This window comes from Luteimonas sp. TWI662, from assembly GCF_039673825.1.
GTDB lineage: Bacteria > Pseudomonadota > Gammaproteobacteria > Xanthomonadales > Xanthomonadaceae > Luteimonas.
Genome location: NZ_JBDJMI010000013.1, coordinates 101,857 through 116,626 on the forward strand (window position 1 = coordinate 101,857; position 14,770 = coordinate 116,626).

The window sequence follows — 14,770 nt, forward strand, 5'->3', positions numbered from 1 at the left end:
CTGCCGGCCGTACCGGTCGTCCCGACCGCTTGGCAAGCCGCCGTCGCCTGCCTAATCTCGACCCCTTGTCCGCCGAATCCGCCAGGCATGAGCGAGCGCGTCGTCGAAGTCGTTGCTGGGATCATCACCGACAAGCGCGGCCGCATCTTGCTGTCCCGGCGCACGCCGGGCCGTGACATGCCGGGCTTGTGGGAGTTTCCCGGCGGCAAATGCGAGCCGGGCGAGACGCCGGAAGCGGCGCTGGCGCGCGAGCTCGACGAGGAGCTGGGCATCCAGGTCGTCGTCGGCGCGCCGCTGATGGTGGTGCCCCAGCGCTATCCCAGCAAGCGGTTGCGGCTCGACGTCCGCCACGTGGCCCAGTGGCACGGCAGCCCCAAGGGGCGCGAAGGTCAGGCCTTGACCTGGGTCGCGCCCGACAAGCTCAGCCGCTACTCGATGCCGCCTGCCGACCTGCCTGTGGTGGCCGCCCTGCAGGCCCCCGATCACTACCTCGTCACCCCACCGCCGGGCGACGATGACGCCGCCTGGTTACGCAGCCTGGACGACGCCCTGCGCAGCGGCATCGGCCGCGTGCAACTGCGCCTGCCCGGCATCGCCCCGGACCGGCAGGCGAGTTTGCTCGCCGAGGCTGCCGCGCGCTGCCGCCGCCGCGGCGCGGAACTGTTGTTCAATGGCGCGCCGGCCTTGGCGCAGGCCGCGGGCGTCGGTCTGCATCTAAAGGCCGCCGCGCTGCGCGAACATGCGCAACGGCCGCTCGCCGCCGGTCTGCCGCTCGCAGCCTCCTGCCACGACGCCGACGATCTCGCCCATGCCGCGCGCCTGGCCTGCGACTTCGTCGTGCTGGGCCCGGTGTCGGAGACCGCCAGCCATCCCGGCCAGCCCGGCATCGGCTGGCCGGCCTTCGCCAGCCTGCGCGAACACAGTGCGCTGCCGATCTACGCCATCGGCGGAATGACCCCCTCCGACATCGAGACCGCCCGGCGCCACGGCGCCCAAGGCATCGCCGCGATCCGCAGCCTCTGGCCAGGCATCGCGTGAGAAGCGGCCCCCATCCCAACCTTCCGCCCGTGAAGGGCGCAATGCCCCGCGGGCGGGGGAAGGCGCAAAGCAGTATTCGCGCGGGTGAAGTTTGGCCGCGCGTTGTGTGCTGGATTCGCCTCCCCTGCGTGCGGGGGAGGCCGGCGCCCTTGGGCGCCGGGTGGGGGGGGCGGGGCTTGTCGCCGAAAGCGCCCCCATCCCAACCTTCCGCCCGTGAAGGGCGCAATGCCCCGCGGGCGGGGGAAGGTGCAAAGCAGTATCCGCGCAGGTGAAGTTTGGTTGTGTGCTGTGTACTGGAGTCGCCTCCCCGGGGGGGGGGGGTGGCCGGCGCCCTCGGCGCCGGGTGGGGGCAGGTGGGTCGCGGCGACCCTCACAGCGCCAAGCACGACCGAGCGCCGATCAGTCTGCCGCCAATCCCTCCGCACGCGCCGCGGCGAGTGCGCGATAGCGGGTGTCGAGGTCGCCGATGCGCGTGTCCAGTTCGGCCAGGCTGCCGTCGTTGACGATGATGTCGTCGGCGATGGCCAGGCGGTCGTCGCGGGTGGCCTGGGTGGCGATCATTTCCTGGGCCAAGGCCTCGTCGATGCCGTCGCGGCGGAGCAGGCGGGCCAGTTGGACCGCCACCGGCACGTCGATCACCAGCACGCGGTGGAGCCAGGGATAGTGGACGCGCCCACCCTCGGCCAGCAGCGGGATCGCGGCGACGGCGTATGGCCCTGTCGCGGCGTCGCAGGTGGCGCGCAGGGCAAGGCGGATGCGCGGATGGAGGATCGCCTCCAGGCGCGCGCGGGCGTCGGGGTCGGCGAAGATCCGTCGCCGCATCGCGGCGCGATCGAGGCTGCCGTCAGCGGCCAGGGCGTTGGTGCCGAAGGCCGCCACCACTTCGGCCAGGCCTTCGCTTCCGCGGGCGACGGCCGCGTGCGCCGCGACGTCGGCGTCGGCGACGACGATGCCGCGCGCTTCGAACGCCGCCGTGGCCGCGGACTTGCCCGAGGCGATGCCGCCGGTGAGACCGATGACCAGCGCGACCATCTCGGCGCTGCGCTACTGCAGGCCGGACACGCGCAGGTAGAACGCGGTCAGGTCCTGGCCCCACATGAAGGTCACCCAGCCGGCAACGGCCAGGTACGGCCCGAACGGAATCGGCGTGGCCCGGTCGCGTCCGCGGACCGCAAGGATGATCGAGCCGACGATCGCCCCGGTCACCGCCGACAGCAGGATGATCGGCAGCAGTCCAGCCAAGCCACACCAAGCGCCGAGGGCGGCCAGCAGCTTGAAGTCGCCGTGGCCCATGCCCTCCTTGCCGGTGGCCTGCTTGAACAGCCACCACACCGACCAGAGGCTGGCGTAGCCGACCACCGCCCCCAGCAGCGCGGGCTTGGCCGGCATGTACAGGTTGTCGAGGCTGGCGATGAGTCCCAGCCACATCAACGGCAACGTCAACGAGTCGGGCAGCAGTTGCGTGCGCGCATCGATGCCCGACAACGCGACCAGGAAGCCGGTCAGCACCAGCGCGCCGAAGCCTTGCCAGCCGAAGCCGAACCGCCACACGCAGGCCGCGAACAGCAGCATCGTCAGCAGCTCGATCGCCGGGTACTGGACCGAGATCGGCGCCTTGCAGCTGCGGCAGCGCCCGCGCAGCGCCAGCCAGCTGACCACCGGGATGTTCTCGTACCACGACAACTGGTGCCCGCAATGCGGGCAGTGGGAGCGTTCGACGACGATCCCCGGTGGCGGCGGGTCGTAGAGGTCGGGTTCGCCGAGAATCTCGCGGCTGTCGCGCTTCCACTGCCATTCCAGGCGTCGCGGCAGCCGCAGGATCACCACGTTGAGAAAGCTGCCCACCAGCAGGCCGAGGCCGGCGGCGAGGGGATAGCCCAGGGCCGGGTTGTGATCGAGAAACGCCATGGGTCAGCCGGTCGCCGCCATTGCGAGCTTGAAGATCGGCAGGTACATCGCGATCACGATCGCGCCGACCAGGGTGCCGATGATGACCATCACGAACGGTTCGATCAGGCTCGAGATCGCATCGACAGCGTTGTTGACCTCTTCTTCGTAGAACTCGGCCACCTTGAACAGCATCGTGTCCAGCGCCCCCGCCTCCTCGCCGATCGCGGTCATCTGCACCACCATGTGCGGGAACAATGCGGTCTGCCGCATCGCCATGTTGAGCTGGTAGCCCACGGCCACGTCGTCGCGCATGCGCAGCACCGCGTGCTCGTAGACCGAACTGCCGGTCGCGCCGGACACAGAGTCCAGCGCCTCGACCAGGGGCACGCCGGCCTTGAAGGTCACGCCCAGCGTGCGCGCAAAGCGCGCGATCGACGAGTTGTGCAGCACCCGGCCGACCACCGGCAGGCGCAGCAGCGTGCGATCCACCCCGTGCTGCAGCGCCGGGGAGCGCTTGAACGCGAACATGAAGCCGAATGCGGACGCGAACACGACGATCGCGATCAGCCACCACCACTTCACCATGATCGCCGAGATGCCGAACACCAGTTCGGTGAACGCAGGCAAGTCGGTGCCGAAGCTTTCGAAGGTCTCGCGGAAGGTCGGGACGACGAACACCATCAGGATCGCGCAGACCAGGATCGCCACCCCGATGATCGCGACCGGATAGAACAGCGCCTTCTTGATCTTGCCCTTGATCGACTCGATGCTCTCCTTGTACGAGGCGATCGTGTCGAGCACGGTTTCCAGCGCGCCGGCCGACTCGCCTGCGCGCACCAGGTTGCGGTAGAGCTCGTCGAACTGCACCGGATACTTGCTCAGCGCCTCGAAGATCGACGCGCCGCCCTCGATGTCGACGCGGATGCCGTCGACCATCTGCTTCATGCGTGGGTTCTTCTGGCCGTTGCCGATGATCTCCAGCGCCTGCACCACCGGTACGCCCGACTTCATCATCGTGGCGGTCTGCCGGCTGAAGATCGCGATGTCGCGTGCAGAGATCGACTTGCCGGCACCGCCGAACAGCGGCTGGCGCTTGGGCTGCACCAGCGTCGGCTGGATACCCTGGCGACGCAGCTCGGCGCGCAGCAGGTTCGCGCTCTTGGATTGCTGCTCGCCCTTCATCTTGACGCCGCGCCGGTCCGTGCCTTCCCAGGCGAACAGGCGCAGCGTCGCCCCGGCCTGTGCCGGCGTCGCGTTCGAAGCGCGGACAGTCTTGCGGGCCGCGGTACGTGAGGTCGACATGGAACGTTCCCCAGGGGTCGGCGTGTCCCTCGCCGGACGGATGGCCGCATGGTAGCGAAAACCGGCCCCCGGCGCTCGACGCCGCGGGGCTCCGGCGGGGGGATCAGTCCTTGGTGACGCGGTTGATCTCGGCCAGGCTGGTCAGGCCCTGGCGGGCCTTCTCCAGCGCCGACTGGCGCAGGTCCTTGACCCCGGCGCGCTGCGCAGCCTCCGCGATCTGCATCGCGTTGCCGCCCTGCAGCACGATGGTCTGGATCTGCTCGCTCATCGGCATCACCTGGTACACGCCCACGCGTCCGCGGTAGCCGTTGGTGCATTCGTCGCAGCCGACCGGTTCGTAGATCTCCACGCCGGCGCGGACCTGCTCCTCGGTGAAGCCCTCGGTGAGCAGTGCATGGTCGGGCAGCACGACGCGCTGCTTGCAACGCGGGCACAGCCGCCGTGCCAGCCGCTGGGCGATCACCAGCGTGACCGAACTGACGATGTTGTAGGGCGCGATGCCCATGTTCATCAGGCGCGCGATCGTCTGCGGCGCATCGTTGGTGTGCAGCGTCGAGAGCACCATGTGGCCGGTCTGCGCGGCCTTGATGCCGATTTCCGCCGTTTCCAGATCGCGGATCTCGCCGACCATGATCACGTCGGGGTCCTGACGCAGGAACGCGCGCAGCGCCGCGGCGAACGTCATGCCCCGGCGCTCGTTCTGCTGCACCTGGTTCACGCCCGGCAAGCGGATCTCGACCGGGTCCTCGACCGTGGAGATGTTGCGGGTCTCGTCGTTGAGGATGCCCAGCGCCGTATACAGCGAGACCGTCTTGCCCGAGCCTGTCGGACCGGTGACCAGCACCATGCCGTAGGGCTTGTGGATCGCGTCGAGGAACAGCTTCTGCTGGTCCGGCTCGTAGCCCAGCTTGTCGATGCCCAGCTTTGCGGCGCTGGCATCGAGAATGCGCAGCACCACTTTCTCGCCGAACAGCGTCGGCAGTGTGCTCACGCGGAAATCGATCTGTCGCGTCTTGGACAAGTTCAACTTGATGCGTCCGTCCTGCGGCGCCCGCTTCTCGGCGATGTCGAGCTGCGCCATGACCTTCAGGCGCGCGGCGATGCGCTGGTTGAGCTTGACCGGCACCTTGGCCGCCAGCTTGAGCATGCCGTCGACGCGCAGCCGCACGCGGTAGTCGGTCTCGTAGGGTTCGAAATGGATATCCGAAGCGCCGCGCTTGATTGCGTCGACCAGCACCTTGTTGACGAAGCGCACGATCGGCGCATCGTCCTTGCCGTCGACGACGTTCTCGATCCGGCCGCCGTCCTCGTCGTTGCCCACGTCCAGGCTTTCGAGGCCTTCGGCATCGTCCAGCGCGCCGGCCAGCGAATCCGAACTCGACAGCCACAACTCCAAGGTGCGGCGGATGCTGTCCTCATCGATCAGGATCGGTTCGACCGTGAGGTTGGTCTGGAACTTGATGTCGTCCAGCGCCAGGGTGTTGGTCGGATCGGCGGTGCCCACGAACAGCCGCGGCCCGCGCTGGAACAGCGGCAGCACCGCATGCTTATTGAGCAGCTCTTCGCTGACCAGCTTGACCGCGCTCGCCTGCGGTGCCATCGCCGCCGGGTCGAACAGCGGCATGCCGAACTCCACCGACAACGCCGCCGCCATCTGCGCAGCGCTGACCAGCTTGTGTTCGCGCAGGTAGCCTGCGACATTGCGTCGCGCCGCGGTCGCCTTGTCCAGCGCCTCGCGCGCCGCGGCCTCGTCCAGGGCACCGTCCATGACCAAGCGGCGGGCGATGCCGGTGATGCCGACGAGATTGGGGCCGGATTGGACGCTCATCTGATCGCTCTGCGGTGGACGCGGGCACTCTACTGCAACCGGCGTCGCGACGGCGCATCGCGGCCCAACAAGCCCCTCGGCGATCGGCAATGCCGATGCGTATGAATGAGGCTTCGCCGCCGGAACCGGGGTCAGAGTGGAAATTAGCCTGGCGAAAATGCACACAGACCCCCGGTCTGGCGGTGGCTAGCGCTGATCGCGCAACGACCGGTCGGTGTTTCCGAGTAGTCGGCGCCGCCACCAACCGCCGATTGCGGATGCCAGCATCGCCGGCAGCGCGAGCAGGACGGTGTACACCACGCCAGCTGCCAGAAGCGGGCCGATGCCCGACACCGCGATGACCACGGGCAGCTGCGCGAGCATGACGACCGCGCCCCAGACCCACCCACGCACCGGGAACGCGATGCCGAGTGCCAGCGACAACAGCAGCGCCGCAGGACAGGCGAGGGTCCAGTAGCGGGCCGCATCCCACGGCTCGATACCGCCCGACGACAGCGACACAGCACGCCAGAGCGCAAGGCCGGCGATCGCGGCGATCGACAGGGCGAGCCAGAAAGATCTCATCGGTGGCGGCTCCAGCGCATCGGCTCTCAAGATCGACGGACAGCATACCGAGCGTTCCGATGCGGTAAGTCAATGCTCGATGCTGCGAGGCGTTGAGAGAACGGTGCGAAGACCGCCATCATCCGCACGCAGGACCCCGGAGTGCAGAAGGGGCTACGGGTGCATGACGGTGCGCCATCATCACGATGACGATCAAATCAAGCCAGGTCAGCCGTTTCATCTCAGTCGCCCTGTCGGTTGCTGCGACCGGGCGCCGGACGGCGTCCGGGTGATTCGAACATGCGCTCGTAGGGTGGGGTGGATTTGCTGTCGCTTAGCGTGTGGGCTGGATGTGGTGGATCAGGCCCAGCGCATGGGTGACCGCATGCGCTGGACCGAGGTCTAAGGCTCACCCATCGGGTCCGACGGTCGCAGGGGCTGTACTGAACACATCGTGGTGCAGCCCGCCTTCCTCGGTGCGGTCTCAGGTGTTGTCGGTGAGCGTGGCGTCGGGACCATGCGCCTTGACCGATGCGATCCCCGCATCCCGTCCTGCGGACGAGGTATAGGTCTCACTGGTGCCGATGGGTTCGCCATTCGATGCTTTCAGAACGAAATAGAATTGACCGTTGGCCGCAGTCCGCTTCTCGTAGCGGGCATCGATAGGTGAGTTGTTGCGGACTGACGTGATACCGCCGAGCGCGTTCGCCTTGGTTGCGTAACGCTCGCTGCTGAGAATGGGCTCGCCGTTCGATGCTTTGAGGACGAAGTGGTACTGGTCTCCGGATTGCGACAGCACATAGCGTCCCGCCATGATGATCTCCATCTGCGCCGGATCAGCCCGGCGAGCGAGTATTGCGTGGGGGCGCACACTTTAAGTTCAGAAGATCCCGCAATCTAATGTCGGGAAAATCTGATCTGTTTATTCAGCTTAGAGTTGGTGGTTGGCGATCCGAGCTTTGTCGAGTCAGCGGTGATTACGCAGGCGTCGCCGGAGGCGATGATGGCTATGGGGGATCTTGTGATATGGCCGACGCGCCGGCATCAGCAGGTGTGCTTGGCGAATCTCATCAAGCAGACGGGGTAACGCCCAATGGCAAATCCCGCAGTCTGCAACTACGGTGGATCAGGTGATGAAGTTTGTGCGTCCCCGGCCGCGGCTGGCGTGCACGGCAGCCGTCTACCAGGGCCAGTATCTTGGCATCGCCGGTTTGTCGTCGCTGATGACGACGCTCAGCTTGGTAAAACGCCTGGCGACTGATGCCGAAAATCGCGGCAATCCCTTGCCACGCTTAGCCTTTGAGGCGCCTTGCGTGAGGACTTGCAGGAAGGCTTTTTACGACACGCACCCCGTAATCCTCTTTAAGGACATCCACGATCGCCTCGAAGAGCTGCGCCTTCTCGTTCGCCTCCCGCAACTGGACCTGCAGGGCCTTGATCTGTTGTTCGGGCGTCAGCGGTTTGGCTGTTCCGGCTCTTGGGCCAGTCTTCATGGGAGGAGATGATGCCCCGCCCGACCAGTCTTGCGGGCCGTGACGGCGAAGCCAGGACAGCACCGTGCTGCGCCCTTGGATCCCATAGCGCGCTTGGGCCTGCTTGAAGGTCAGTTCTCCGCGCTCGATCTGGTCGGCCACCGACAATTTGAAGGCCAGCGAGTAGTCCCGCTGGCTGCGCCTAATCTTTGATTTCATTGAACATTCCTTTTCCAAGTGGAAAAGGCGTCAACCCAATTCAGGACGGGTCATCTTCCAAAAAGAAGCCCCGCATAGGCGGGGCTTCAATAACGTAACGACAATCTTAGGAATTGCCGATATGGCAGGAGTTACGGCAATCGGCAAGTGGCGGTGTTGAAGTTGCAGACCGGGTTCTTGACCCCGGGGTCGTTGGAGTCAAACGTCACTTCAGCGGCAGTGCCAGTTGCTGTGACCAGCGTAGTTGCGATTGCCGGGGTAGTGGTTGCGCTGCATGCGCCGCCGGCGTAAACGGGCACGTCGGCAGTGAAGCCGCCTTGAACGGCAGCAACGTATGAATTTGTGAACGCCTTTGCTTCGCCAAGGCAGGCGTTCTCAGCGGCCTTGATTCGATAGTTGTTGTACGCCGGCAGCGCGATCGCGGCCAGGATGGCAATGATCGCGACGACGATCATCAGTTCGATCAGGGTGAAACCTTTCTGCGTCTTCATGGAGCAACTCCCCAAGGGTGGATGGATTCACGTGCCTGGAAAGCGGCGGGTGCCGATCCGTGGGCAGCCGTGCGACATGCACGTGCATCAGGGATGTCGCATGGGTCGTGCCAATCGCGCGAATGCATTGGCACGCGCGTTCCGGGCGCGTTTTTGGTGAACAACCGTGAGCGTTCTGCCCCGAGGCTGCCAGATTGGGTCGCCTTGTGACGCGTCACGTCAGGCGATGGCAGTTGGTTCGCGTGATGCCCGTCGCAGATCGGGTTGAACAGCCCTGACCTTGAAGAGGACGGGAAAGATATCGACGGCGCATCGCTGAACTTGAGCCAGACTTTGCGATGCAGAAATTCAGTAGGCGACACCGTCGACTGCATCAGGCGTCGGCGTCAGCTCTCGGCGTCAGAGTGCAACTTCAGGGAAATTGCACTCTGACCCCGGTTTTCAGTCGATGCCTAGCTTCTTGAGCTTGTAGCGCAGGGCGCGGAAGGTAATGCCGAGCACGGCGGCGGTCTTGGTCTTGTTGTAGCGGTTTTCCTGCAGCGCTTGCTGGATCGCGGCGCGTTCGATGTCCTCGATGTAGGAGGGCAGGGCAGTGCCGGCGGTCTCGTAGGGGCTGAGCGTGCGCGGGTCGGGCGGCAGGCGGACGGCGGTTTGGGCCGCGGCGCTGTTGCCGGCCATGCCGGGTTGGGCGGTCGGCAGGTGCAGATCGGCAGCGGTGATGCGGTCGCCGTCGGCCATCGCCAGCGCGCGCTCGAGGATGTTTTCCAGTTCGCGGATATTGCCGGGAAAGGCATGTGCCTCGAGGGCGGCGATCGCGTCCGGCGCAAGCGCTGGTGCCGGGCGGCGCATGGCTTGGGCGAGCCGGCGCAGGATGGCATCCGACAACAGGGGCAGGTCACCGGCGCGCTCGCGCAGCGGCGGCACGGTCAGGCCGATGACGTTGATGCGGTAGTAGAGGTCGTGGCGGAAGCGGCCTTCATCGACCAGGGTCGCCAGGTCCTTGTGGGTGGCCGAGAGGATGCGCACGTCGACCTGCACTTCGGCCGAAGCGCCGACCGGGCGCACCGATTTTTCCTGGATCGCGCGCAACAGCTTGACCTGCATCGGCAGCGGCAGTTCGGCGACTTCGTCGAGGAACAGCGTGCCGCCCTCGGCCGCCTGGAACAGGCCGGGCTTGTCGCTGTGCGCGCCAGTGAAGCTGCCCTTGCGATGCCCGAAGAACTCGCTTTCCATCAGCTCGGTGGGAATCGCGCCGCAGTTGACCGGTACGAAGGGACCGCCGGCGCGCGCGCTTTGGGCATGCAGCATGCGCGCGACGAGTTCCTTGCCGGTGCCCGATTCGCCGTTGATGCACACCGGTGCCTGGCTGCGCGCGACCTTGGCCAGCGTATTGCGCAGCGTGACCATCGCCTCGGACTTGCCGAGCAGGCGGCCGCCGGTCGCGTCGTCGCTGTGGCGGCCGCGCTCGCCCAGCTCCAGCGCCTGGCGCACCAGGCCGCGCAGCACGTTGATGTCGACCGGCTTGCTGACGAAATCGAACGCACCGGCCTTCAGCGCATCGACCGCGGCCTCGACATTGCCGTAGGCGGTGATCACTGCGACCGGGGTGCCGGGAAAGCGTGTGTTGATCTCGCCGACCAGGTCCAGACCGGAGCCGTCGGGCAGGCGCATGTCGGTCAGGCACAGGTCGTAGCGGCCGGCGGCCAACAGTTCGCGGGCGGCCGCGAGGTTGGGTGCGGTATCAGTACGCAGGCCCATGCGGCCCAGCGTGAGGACCAGCAGTTCGCGGATGTCGTGTTCGTCGTCGACGATCAGGGCGCTGCGGTGCTCGCTCATCGAAATCTGGCTGGGCGCTTGGCTTTTGCGGGGTGACCCATAGTGACAGCTTTTGCCAATAGTGACGAGGGTCACACTGGTGACGCCGGTCACACCGAACGCGGCAGGACGCCTTGTTTTCGTGAGGACTCGTGCGTTTTCATGGTGGTTCGGGCCCGCGCGCCGGGCCGGCTGCGGTTCAGCCGCGCAGCGCGCCGCGCCGCGCCGACAGTGCGATCCGGAAGCAGGCGCCGCCGCCCGGTGCGGGGGCATAGTCGAGCCGTGCTTCGTTGGCGCGACACAGTTCGTGGGCGATGTAGAGCCCCAGGCCGGTGCCGCTTTCGGAGGTGGTGAAGAAGGGGCGGAACAGCTGCGCCAGCGCGGTGTCCTCGATGCCGGGGCCGTGGTCGCGCACGCTGATGCAGGGGCGTTCGCCATCTTCGACGCGCAGGGTGATGCGCGCCGGTTCGCCGGGCTGACGGCCGTAGCGCACGGCGTTGTTGACCAGCGCGGTGAGTACCTGGTGTAGGTGGCGCGGGTCGACCACCGCGCGCACGCAGGCGGTGTCGCAGTCCGCGTCCAGGGTGGCGTTGTCGTCGGTGATGAGCAGCCGGTAGTCCTGCACGAAGGCGTGGACGGCGGCGACCAGTTCGACAGGTTCGGGCCGTGCGCGCTCGCGACGCGCCAGGCCGAGCACGCTCTCGACGATGCCGTTGGTGCGCACGCATTGCTGGTGGACGATCTGCAGCAGGCGGCGATCGCCGTCCTGGATGGCGTCCGATTCTTCGAGCAGCTGCGTCGCGTAGCTGATCGCCGCCAGCGGGTTGCGGATCTCGTGGGCGAGGCTGGCCGAGAACCGTCCCATGGTGGCCAGGGTCAGCGATTCGGCGCGGCGGGTGACCAGCGAGGTGTCGTCGAGGAACACGAGCGTGTTGTCGCCATCGGCGAGCAGGCGCACGAACCGTGGCATGACATCGACATGTTCGCGCAAGGCGAGTGGGGCGTCGTCGCTGCTGCCGCTGCGCAGCCAACTGGCCAGGCGCAGCGCCAGCGGCGGCGACAGGCGCGACAACGGGCGGCCGTGCGGGTCGCCGTCGGCATCGAGCAGGGCGAGCGCGGCTTCGTTGGCGCGGCGCACGTGGCCGGCGCCGTCGACGAGCAGGACCCCGGTCTGCATGCGGCGGATGATCAGTTCGTTGATCTCGGCCAGGCTCTGCGCCTCGGCCTCGTGGTGGTCGGCCAGCGCCTGGCTCTCGCGGATCTGCGCGCCGAGCATGCGGGTCAGCGAGGCGGCGGCGAACAGGCCGAGCGCGAACATCAGTGGCTCGGCAACCGGGCGTGTCGGCGCGTGTGCGCTCATCAGGCCGGCGAGCGGTCCGATCAGGAGCGAGGCGGCCGCCGCCATGCAGATCAGCAGGCCGGTGCGCAGGCGCACGAACAGCGAGGCCGCGGCGACGTTGAACAGCAGCAGCATTGCCACGCCGGGGGCGACATCGGGCACGGCATGGCTGGTCAGCGCCGCGACCAGGATGTCGACGCCGATGCCGACCGTCGCATGGGCGGCGTAGGCCGGATGGGGCGCGCGGGCGTGGATCAGCAGGCCGACCGAGGCGACCAGGTAGCCCAGGCTCACCGGCACCGCGATCGCGGCGATCTCCACGCCGCCCAGCGCCTCGCCCCAGGGGCTGAACACGACCAGCGCCAGCAGCGCGGCCTCGAGCACCCGATAGAGCGAGAAAAGTGCCAGTTCGCGCTGCATCAGCGACCGGGACATCGCGGGGGCGGCCAGCGGCACGGGGGCTCCAAGGGGACGGTCCGGCGCCAGTATAGGCAGGCGCCGCGGGCCCGGCCGACCCCCGGTTTTGCCCGCCGGGCGCGCATGCGCGAGAATGGCGGACCCCGTCGGCCCGTCGCGCTCTGCGCGCCCGCTGGCGGTCGGCGACATTTCCTTCCCGTACGGACCCCACATGAACTTCCACGAATACCAGGCGAAGCAGTTGTTTGCCGATTACGGCATCCCCGTGCCGGCCGGGCGCGTTGCGTCCACCGCCGACGAAGCAGTCGAAGCAGCCAAGTCCCTGGGCGATGGCCCCTGGATGGTCAAGGCCCAGATCCACGCCGGTGGCCGCGGCAAGGCCGGTGGCGTGAAGTTCTGCAAGACCCACGACGATGTGAAGGCCGCGGCCGAGAAGATGCTCGGCACGAACATGGCGACCTACCAGTCGGCGGGCGTCGCGCTGCCGGTGAACCTGGTGCTGGTGACCGAGGCTGGCGAGATCGCCAAGGAGCTGTATCTGTCGGTCCTGGTCGACCGCGGCACGCAGTCGATCACCTACATCGTCTCCAGCGAGGGCGGCGTGGATATCGAGCAGGTCGCTGCCGAGACCCCCGAGAAGATCGAGACCCTCAATGTCGGCTTCGTCGAGGGCTTCCAGGCCTACCAGGGCCGCGACATCGGCTTCAAGATCGGCCTAAACGCCAAGCAGGCCAACCAGCTGGCCAAGATCATGGGCGGCCTGTACCGGCTGTTCAACGAGAAGGATCTGGCGCTGGTCGAGCTCAACCCGCTGGCGATCCTCGACAGCGGCGACCTGTACGCGCTCGACGGCAAGGTCAACAGCGACGACAACGCGACCTTCCGCCACAAGGATCTGGCCGCGATGCGCGACACGACCCAGGAAGACGAGGCCGAGGTGCGCGCCAGCGAGTACGACCTCAACTACGTGACGATGGACGGCAACATCGGCTGCATGGTCAACGGCGCAGGCCTGGCGATGGCGACGATGGACGTGATCGCGCTCAACGGCGGTTCGCCGGCCAACTTCCTCGACGTCGGCGGCGGCGCAACCAAGGAGCGCGTGACCGAGGCGTTCAAGCTCATCCTGTCTTCGGACAAGGTCAAGGCGATCTTCGTCAACATCTTCGGCGGCATCGTGCGCTGCGACATGATCGCCGAGGGCATCATCGCCGCGGTCAAGGAAGTGGACGTCAAGGTGCCGGTCGTGGTCCGTCTGGAAGGCACCAACGTGGAAGCGGGCAAGAAGCTGCTGGCCGAATCCGGCCTGGCCATCACCCCGGCCGACGACATCAACGACGGCGCCAAGAAGGCCGTCGCGGCCGTTGCCGCCTGACCCCACGCGACCAGGAACTCATTCAATGTCTGTTTTGATCAACAAGAATACGAAGGTCATCGTGCAGGGCTTCACCGGCCAGCAGGGCACCTTCCATGCGACCCAGATGGTCGAGTACGGCACCCAGGTCGTCGGCGGCGTGACCCCCGGCAAGGGCGGCACCACCCACATCAACCTGCCGGTGTTCAACACCGTGCGCGAAGCGGTCGAAGCCACCGGCGCCGATGCGTCGGTGATCTACGTGCCGCCGCCGTTCGCGGCCGACGCGATCCTCGAGGCCGCAGCGGCCGGCATCAAGGTCATCGTCTGCATCACCGAGGGCATTCCGGTGCTCGATATGCTGCGCGTGAAGAACGTGCTCAAGTCGCACCCCGATGTCACCCTGGTCGGTCCGAACTGCCCCGGCGTGATCACCCCGGGCGAGTGCAAGATCGGCATTATGCCGGGCCACATCCACCAGCCGGGCAAGATCGGCATCGTCTCGCGCTCGGGCACGCTGACCTATGAAGCCGTCAAGCAGACCACCGCGGCGGGCCTGGGCCAGTCGACGGTCATTGGCATCGGCGGCGATCCGATCAACGGGCTGAACTTCGTCGACTGCCTGAAGCTGTTCAACGAGGACCCGCAGACCGAGGGCATCATCATGGTCGGCGAGATCGGCGGCGACGCCGAGGAAGCGGGCGCCGAGTACATCAAGGCGCACGTCAAGAAGCCGGTCGTGGGCTTCATCGCCGGCGCCTCGGCCCCTCCGGGCAAGCGCATGGGCCATGCCGGCGCGATTGCGTCGGGTGGCTCGGGCACGGCCGAAGGCAAGTTCAAGGCGATGGAAGCGGCCGGCGTGAAGACCGTCCGTTCGCCGGGCGACCTGGGCGCGGCGATCGCCGAGCTGGTCAAGTAAGCGATCCGGCTCACCGGCGCTTTGCGAAAAGGCCGCCTTCGGGCGGCCTTTTTCTTGGTCTCGCCGCGCCAAAACCGGGGTCCAAAACCGGGGTGGAGGTTGAAATTATAAAAGGGTAAAGTTAAAGAATAAACCGGGTTTAT

At 66.9% G+C, this 14,770-nt stretch carries 12 protein-coding genes and 1 pseudogene; 3 read left to right on the plus strand and 10 right to left on the minus strand.

Features of this window, described 5'->3' with window-relative positions; genetic code table 11:
• Window positions 1-87: 87 nt before the first annotated feature.
• A complete protein-coding gene (locus ABE488_RS10785; RefSeq protein ID WP_346448321.1) occupies window positions 88-1,038 on the plus strand; it encodes a Nudix family hydrolase in 951 nt (316 codons plus the stop codon).
• Window positions 1,039-1,437: 399 nt separating this feature from the next.
• Here the strand turns inward: ABE488_RS10785 and coaE are convergent, their stop codons facing one another.
• The 10 genes and pseudogenes from coaE to ABE488_RS10835 form a co-directional block, all read right to left on the minus strand.
• Complete coding sequence (coaE, locus tag ABE488_RS10790; protein WP_346448323.1) at window positions 1,438-2,070, minus strand: dephospho-CoA kinase; 633 nt, start codon at window positions 2,068-2,070, stop codon at window positions 1,438-1,440.
• A gap of 12 nt (window positions 2,071-2,082) precedes the next feature.
• The gene (locus ABE488_RS10795; RefSeq protein WP_346445224.1) at window positions 2,083-2,946 is read right to left on the minus strand and encodes an A24 family peptidase; all 864 of its coding nucleotides are present in this window, start codon (window positions 2,944-2,946) and stop codon (window positions 2,083-2,085) included.
• A gap of 3 nt (window positions 2,947-2,949) precedes the next feature.
• Window positions 2,950-4,110 carry a type II secretion system F family protein gene (locus ABE488_RS10800; RefSeq protein ID WP_346445254.1) on the minus strand — a complete coding sequence of 387 codons (1,161 nt, stop codon included), beginning with the start codon at window positions 4,108-4,110 and terminating at the stop codon, window positions 2,950-2,952.
• 223 nt (window positions 4,111-4,333) lie between these two features.
• The gene (gene pilB, locus ABE488_RS10805) at window positions 4,334-6,058 is read right to left on the minus strand and encodes a type IV-A pilus assembly ATPase PilB (RefSeq protein WP_346445223.1); all 1,725 of its coding nucleotides are present in this window, start codon (window positions 6,056-6,058) and stop codon (window positions 4,334-4,336) included.
• Window positions 6,059-6,244: 186 nt separating this feature from the next.
• A complete protein-coding gene (locus ABE488_RS10810) occupies window positions 6,245-6,622 on the minus strand; it encodes a hypothetical protein (protein ID WP_346448324.1) in 378 nt (125 codons plus the stop codon).
• A gap of 463 nt (window positions 6,623-7,085) precedes the next feature.
• Window positions 7,086-7,415: a YegP family protein gene (locus ABE488_RS10815; protein WP_346448336.1), complete on the minus strand. Its 330-nt coding sequence runs from the start codon at window positions 7,413-7,415 to the stop codon at window positions 7,086-7,088.
• Between the two features lie 478 nt (window positions 7,416-7,893).
• Window positions 7,894-8,292, minus strand: coding sequence for a hypothetical protein (locus ABE488_RS10820; protein WP_346448326.1), 399 nt, complete (start codon window positions 8,290-8,292; stop codon window positions 7,894-7,896).
• A gap of 401 nt (window positions 8,293-8,693) precedes the next feature.
• A pseudogene (locus ABE488_RS10825) lies at window positions 8,694-8,783 on the minus strand (prepilin-type N-terminal cleavage/methylation domain-containing protein); the annotation flags it as partial.
• Between the two features lie 441 nt (window positions 8,784-9,224).
• Window positions 9,225-10,619, minus strand: a complete 1,395-nt coding sequence (locus ABE488_RS10830) for a sigma-54 dependent transcriptional regulator (RefSeq protein ID WP_346448327.1) — start codon at window positions 10,617-10,619, stop codon at window positions 9,225-9,227.
• Window positions 10,620-10,797: 178 nt separating this feature from the next.
• Entirely contained in the window at window positions 10,798-12,372 is a 1,575-nt protein-coding gene (locus tag ABE488_RS10835; protein WP_346448329.1) for an ATP-binding protein, read from the minus strand.
• 193 nt (window positions 12,373-12,565) lie between these two features.
• Between ABE488_RS10835 and sucC the strand changes: the two genes are divergently transcribed.
• Both sucC and sucD read left to right on the plus strand, forming a co-directional pair.
• Window positions 12,566-13,729: an ADP-forming succinate--CoA ligase subunit beta gene (sucC, locus tag ABE488_RS10840; RefSeq protein ID WP_337244111.1), complete on the plus strand. Its 1,164-nt coding sequence runs from the start codon at window positions 12,566-12,568 to the stop codon at window positions 13,727-13,729.
• A 25-nt stretch (window positions 13,730-13,754) separates the two neighbouring features.
• A complete protein-coding gene (gene sucD, locus ABE488_RS10845; RefSeq protein WP_241945328.1) occupies window positions 13,755-14,627 on the plus strand; it encodes a succinate--CoA ligase subunit alpha in 873 nt (290 codons plus the stop codon).
• Window positions 14,628-14,770 lie beyond the last annotated feature (143 nt).

What these genes read in the sequence shown, in the direction of transcription:
- ABE488_RS10835 (WP_346448329.1), bottom strand. Translation starts at nt 12,372, where the DNA reads ATGTCCCGGTCGCTGATGCAGCGCGAACTGGCACTTTTCTCGCTCTAT.
- ABE488_RS10810 (WP_346448324.1), bottom strand. Translation starts at nt 6,622, where the DNA reads ATGAGATCTTTCTGGCTCGCCCTGTCGATCGCCGCGATCGCCGGCCTT.
- sucC (WP_337244111.1), top strand. Translation starts at nt 12,566, where the DNA reads ATGAACTTCCACGAATACCAGGCGAAGCAGTTGTTTGCCGATTACGGC.
- sucD (WP_241945328.1), top strand. Translation starts at nt 13,755, where the DNA reads ATGTCTGTTTTGATCAACAAGAATACGAAGGTCATCGTGCAGGGCTTC.
- ABE488_RS10785 (WP_346448321.1), top strand. Translation starts at nt 88, where the DNA reads ATGAGCGAGCGCGTCGTCGAAGTCGTTGCTGGGATCATCACCGACAAG.
- ABE488_RS10815 (WP_346448336.1), bottom strand. Translation starts at nt 7,415, where the DNA reads ATGGCGGGACGCTATGTGCTGTCGCAATCCGGAGACCAGTACCACTTC.
- ABE488_RS10820 (WP_346448326.1), bottom strand. Translation starts at nt 8,292, where the DNA reads ATGAAATCAAAGATTAGGCGCAGCCAGCGGGACTACTCGCTGGCCTTC.
- coaE (WP_346448323.1), bottom strand. Translation starts at nt 2,070, where the DNA reads ATGGTCGCGCTGGTCATCGGTCTCACCGGCGGCATCGCCTCGGGCAAG.
- ABE488_RS10800 (WP_346445254.1), bottom strand. Translation starts at nt 4,110, where the DNA reads ATGAAGGGCGAGCAGCAATCCAAGAGCGCGAACCTGCTGCGCGCCGAG.
- ABE488_RS10830 (WP_346448327.1), bottom strand. Translation starts at nt 10,619, where the DNA reads ATGAGCGAGCACCGCAGCGCCCTGATCGTCGACGACGAACACGACATC.
- ABE488_RS10795 (WP_346445224.1), bottom strand. Translation starts at nt 2,946, where the DNA reads ATGGCGTTTCTCGATCACAACCCGGCCCTGGGCTATCCCCTCGCCGCC.
- pilB (WP_346445223.1), bottom strand. Translation starts at nt 6,058, where the DNA reads ATGAGCGTCCAATCCGGCCCCAATCTCGTCGGCATCACCGGCATCGCC.